The following is a 4,838-nucleotide window of genomic DNA, read 5'->3' as shown; positions in this document are numbered from 1 at the left end:
CCGTCGGCGTTCGTCCGTCTCCCGGACTACTGGTCCGGGGTGTTCCAGCCCACCCGGTCGACCTGCGACTGCGACAGGCGCGTTCCGCCGTCCGGCTCGACGTAGGTCTGATCGCCGCGCACCGTCAGTTCTCCGCCGACGGGCAGGGGAAGCGACGCGTCGATCGTCATCGACCCCCCACCGGCCATCGTGTACTGCTCGATGTCGAGACGGCCCTGCCCGTTCGGCAGCACCCAGGTGGACTCGCGCGGTGTCTGTTCGACCTTCACGTCGACCGTGATGCGGTCGTCCTCCCGCTCGACGAGTGTCGCCGTCCCGACCTGGTCGAGGGTGATGCCCGCGCTCATCACCTGCTGGTGGATCTCCCACACCGCGCCCACCCCGACGGCTTCCTCCGGGAACGAGACGATGCGATAGACGGCCTGGTAGAACGCCTGCTCGATCGCCGACCGTGCGATGTTCGCCGCATCGGGAGTGGGCTCGAGGCGCAGCGCACTGATCGCGCCGGTGGGGCCGATCGTCAGTCCGGCTCCGGAACCCTCGGCATCGGACAGTGCCGATCCGAGCGTCTCGTCCGGCGACGTCGCCGATCCGACGGTGATGTCGACCACGGTGCTCGGGTCCTCGTCGGAGACCGCCCGCTCGACCGTGGCGGAGAGCGGAAGGGTCAGCTCGGGAGTGGAGAAGTCCTGCTGCGGGTCGTCGCCGACGCGCTGGAACACCTCGGACCGGGTGGTGAGGACGACGCCCTGCTGCACCCCGGCCTCCGGTACGAGCCGCACCACCGATCGGGGTTCGGCACCGGGGTCGAGCACTGTCGTGGTCACCGCCGACACCGGCACCGTCACCTCCGTCGATGTCGCTGCCGTGACGGCGGGCGCGCCGTCCGAAGGACCACCGCAACCGGCGACGAGAGCGGAGAGGGACAGCACAGCCGCGAGGGCACACGGCCCCGAGCGGGGGAATCTGGACAGCGCAGGCACGCCACCCAGGGTAGCCACGACGGGAGGGGGAACCGCCGCGGTCGTCCGGTAGGGGATGATGGAGCGGTGACGAACGAAGCTTCCCGACCCGACCGCGACGCGGAGACGCCGGTTCCCGGTCGTGCCGGCGAGCCGTCCCCCTCCGTCGGCCGGCGCATGCTGCGGCCGCTGCTGCTCGTGGCGCTCGTCGTCTACGTCGCGGATCTGGTGACGAAGGTGCTCGCCGTCCACTACATCGACCCAGCCGACCCGATCTCGATCGTCGGCGACACGGTCACCCTGACACTCGTCCGCAATCCCGGTGCCGCGTTCTCCATGGCCACGGGCATGACCTGGCTGCTCACGCTGGTCGCGATCGCCGTCGTCGTCGGCGTCGTGAAGATCGGCCGAACCCTGAGATCGAGGTGGTGGGCGCTCGGCCTCGCCCTCGTCCTCGGGGGAGCGCTCGGCAATCTCACCGACCGTCTGTTCCGCTCGCCCGGACCGCTGCAGGGCCACGTCGTCGACTTCGTGTCGGTCGGATGGTGGCCGGTGTTCAACGTCGCCGACTCGGCCATCGTGTGCGGAGCGATCCTGCTCGTGGCCCTGACCGTCTTCGGCGTCGAACCCGACGGCGGTGCCTCGAAGGGCCGGGACGCAGCGCCGGGTGCGGACGAAACGAGAAAGGAATCACACCAGTGAGGGAAACCCGCGCGATGCCCGTACCCGACGGGCTCGACGGGATGCGTGTCGATGCAGGCCTCGCGCGCCTGCTCGGTCTGTCCCGGACCGTGGTCGCCACGCTCACCGAGGAGGGCGCCGTCGTGGTCGACGGCGCTGCGGTGGGCAAGTCCGACCGACTGTCCGCCGGCTCCTGGCTCGAGGTGGAACTGCCCGAGCCGCCCCGCCCCCTGACCATCGAGGCCCAGCCCGTCGAGGGCATGGAGATCCTCTACGCCGACGACGACATCGTCGCGGTCGACAAGCCCGTGGGTGTCGCCGCCCACGCGAGCGTCGGCTGGACCGGACCCACCGTGATCGGCGGCCTCGCCGCCGCCGGCTACCGGATCTCCACGTCCGGCGCCCACGAACGCCAGGGCATCGTGCACCGGCTCGACGTGGGCACCTCCGGCGTCATGGTGGTCGCGACGTCCGAACGCGCCTACACCGTCCTCAAGCGCGCCTTCAAGGAACGCACGGTCGACAAGCGGTACCACGCGCTCGTCCAGGGGCATCCCGACCCGAGCAGCGGCACCATCGACGCACCGATCGGCCGCCACCGCAGCAGCGACTGGAAGTTCACGGTCACCGCCGACGGCAAGCCCAGCGTGACGCACTACGACACGATCGAGGCGTTCCAGGCCGCGAGCCTGCTCGACATCCATCTCGAGACCGGCCGCACCCATCAGATCCGGGTGCACTTCTCGGCACTGCGTCACCCCTGCTGTGGCGACCTCACCTACGGAGCCGACCCACGTCTCGCGGCGCGTCTCGGTCTCGAACGGCAGTGGCTGCACGCGTGCACCCTCGGGTTCTCGCACCCCACGCGTGGGCACTGGGTCGAGATCACCAGCAAGTACCCGCCGGATCTCGAACACGCGCTCGCCGTGTTGCGCAACGCCTGACCGATGGGACGCGTCCTGCCCTGGGCGGCGGTCGTCGTTCTCGTCGTCGCCGTGCTCGTCGCCGGGTGGACCTCACCGCCGCGGCCGGCCCCGGTCGGCAGCGACACCCTCGGTCCCGACAACGGGGAAGCGGTCGCCGACTATCTGACACGGGCCGCGGACAGCCTGACCGAGGCCGAAGCGGACGGAGACCTCGAGCACTGGGGACTGGTGTCGTTCACCGACGCCGTCGGCATCGACCGGGTCGTCGAACTCACCGACGAGGTGCGCGTGGCGCAGGTGCTGTTCCGTGTGCCGATCGACCGCGTCCAGACACCACTGGTGCCGGTCGCGGTGCCGGAGAACCCGGAGGCGGTACGTCGTGCCCCCTCGGTCGCCGCGGGCCGGCTGAGCCTGGTGGAGTTCGGGACCGAACGCGCCGCGCGGGTCGGGGCGGTCTCCGCGCAGCGGCTCGCCGACGGCTGCGACTGCGTCGTCGCGGCGGTGCTCCGTGGCACTCCCTCACAGTTCCGGGCCGTCGCCGACGCCCCGGACGTGCGGGCCGTGGAGGTCCTGCCCGCAGACGCGATCGCGGGACGCTTCGCGGTGACCCCGCTGCTGCCCACCCACGTCGAGACGGTCGTGCCCGGCCCGGACGACGGGGAGGTGTGACGGTGCGGTGGATCCCGTCTCGGAACGACAGTGTCTCGGAACGACAGTGTCTCGGAACGACAGTGTCTCGGAACGACAGTGCACCGGCGACGCCGTAGGGTGAGCCGGTGAGCGACTCGGGGGATCGGAACGACTCGGGGCAGCGGAACATCGTGCGCACCGGGGTGCTGTGCGGTCTGGGCGCCTACGGATTGTGGGGACTGTTCCCCGCCTACTTCGGTCTGCTCGAACCCGCCGGCGCCGTCGAGATCCTCGCGCACCGCGTGCTGTGGACCCTCGTGCTCATGCTGATCGTGCTGGGCGTCATGGGACGCCTCGGCACCCTGCGCGGCCTGTCGGCCCGCACCTGGGGCCTGGTCGCCGCGGCGTCCACCGCGATCGCGGTCAACTGGGGCGTCTACATCTACGGCGTCGTCTCGGGCCGGGTCGTGGAGACCGCACTCGGCTACTTCATCAACCCGCTCGTCAGCGTGGTGTTCGGTGTCCTGTTCTTCCGGGAACGACTGCGGCCGGCGCAGATCGCGGCGCTGGTGCTCGCGGTGTGCGCGGTGGTGGTCATCACCGTCGACTACGGCAGACCGCCGATCATCGCCCTGACCCTGGCGCTGTCCTTCGCGTCCTACGGGGTGATCAAGAAGGTCGTGCCGCTCGATCCGCGCACGTCCCTGACAGGGGAGGGGATCGTCGCGGCCCCGTTCGCGCTCGGGTACGTGATCTTCCTCGCGGTGACCGGCACCGGCACTTTCCTCGGGCACGGCGTCGATCACACCGCCCTGCTCGTGTCGGCGGGGTTGGTGACCGCAGTGCCGCTGCTGCTCTTCGGCGCGGCCGCACAACGGGTCCCGCTCGCGACACTCGGCATGCTGCAGTACCTCACGCCGAGCCTGCAGATGACGTGGGGTGTGGTGGTGCTCGGGGAGGACATGCCCGCCTCGCGGTGGATCGGTTTCGTCCTGATCTGGATCGCACTGGCGGTGTACAGCACGGACGCGCTCGTGCGGGCCCGTCGTCAGCGTGCCGTGGTCACTGCGGAGCCTCGCGCGGCTTAGACTCGTCTCTGCCCACAGACATCCCGGGAGAGGCACGCGTGGCTGACTCGTTCGTTCATCTGCACACCCACACCGAGTACTCGATGCTCGACGGTGCCGCGAAGGTCGGACCGTTGTTCAAGGAGGCCGAACGGCTGGGGATGCCGGCCGTGGGCATGACCGACCACGGAAACATGTACGGCGCCAGCGAGTTCTACAACGTCGCCAAGAAGTTCGGCATCAAGCCGATCATCGGCATCGAGGCATACGTCGCACCGGAGTCTCGCTTCTCCACCAAGCGTGTGCAGTGGGGCGATCCCGGACAGAAGTCCGACGACGTCTCCGGCTCGGGTGCCTACACCCACATGACGATGGTCGCCGAGAACTCGACGGGTCTGCGGAACCTGTTCAAGCTGTCCTCGCTCGCATCGATCGAGGGCCAGCTCGGCAAATGGGCCCGTATGGACGAAGAGCTCATCGCCCACCATCACGAGGGCATCATCGCCACGACCGGCTGCCCGTCGGGCGAGATCCAGACGCGCCTGCGCCTCGGCCACGAGCGCGAAGCGCTC

General features: G+C 69.8%; 6 protein-coding genes. 5 read left to right on the top strand and 1 reads right to left on the bottom strand.

What is annotated here, in order from left to right; all coding sequences use genetic code 11:
• Positions 1–26: 26 nt before the first annotated feature.
• A complete protein-coding gene (locus ACLBYD_RS23245; RefSeq protein ID WP_447818318.1) occupies positions 27–983 on the bottom strand; it encodes a hypothetical protein in 957 nt (318 codons plus the stop codon).
• Between the two features lie 66 nt (positions 984–1,049).
• Between ACLBYD_RS23245 and lspA the strand changes: the two genes are divergently transcribed.
• The 5 genes from lspA to ACLBYD_RS23220 all read left to right on the top strand — a co-directional run.
• Positions 1,050–1,664, top strand: a complete 615-nt coding sequence (lspA, locus tag ACLBYD_RS23240) for a signal peptidase II (RefSeq protein ID WP_447818317.1) — start codon at positions 1,050–1,052, stop codon at positions 1,662–1,664.
• 14 nt (positions 1,665–1,678) lie between these two features.
• The gene (locus ACLBYD_RS23235) at positions 1,679–2,587 is read left to right on the top strand and encodes an RluA family pseudouridine synthase (protein WP_174247134.1); all 909 of its coding nucleotides are present in this window, start codon (positions 1,679–1,681) and stop codon (positions 2,585–2,587) included.
• A 3-nt stretch (positions 2,588–2,590) separates the two neighbouring features.
• Entirely contained in the window at positions 2,591–3,238 is a 648-nt protein-coding gene (locus ACLBYD_RS23230) for a hypothetical protein (RefSeq protein WP_033097612.1), read from the top strand.
• Between the two features lie 107 nt (positions 3,239–3,345).
• Positions 3,346–4,287, top strand: a complete 942-nt coding sequence (gene rarD / locus ACLBYD_RS23225) for an EamA family transporter RarD (protein ID WP_413768308.1) — start codon at positions 3,346–3,348, stop codon at positions 4,285–4,287.
• 38 nt (positions 4,288–4,325) lie between these two features.
• A partial coding sequence (locus ACLBYD_RS23220; protein ID WP_447818316.1) for a PHP domain-containing protein occupies positions 4,326–4,838 on the top strand: 513 nt, incomplete at its 3' end.

Source organism: Rhodococcus sp. C26F, from assembly GCF_053345925.1.
This window is presented reverse-complemented; position numbering and strand designations above follow the sequence as displayed.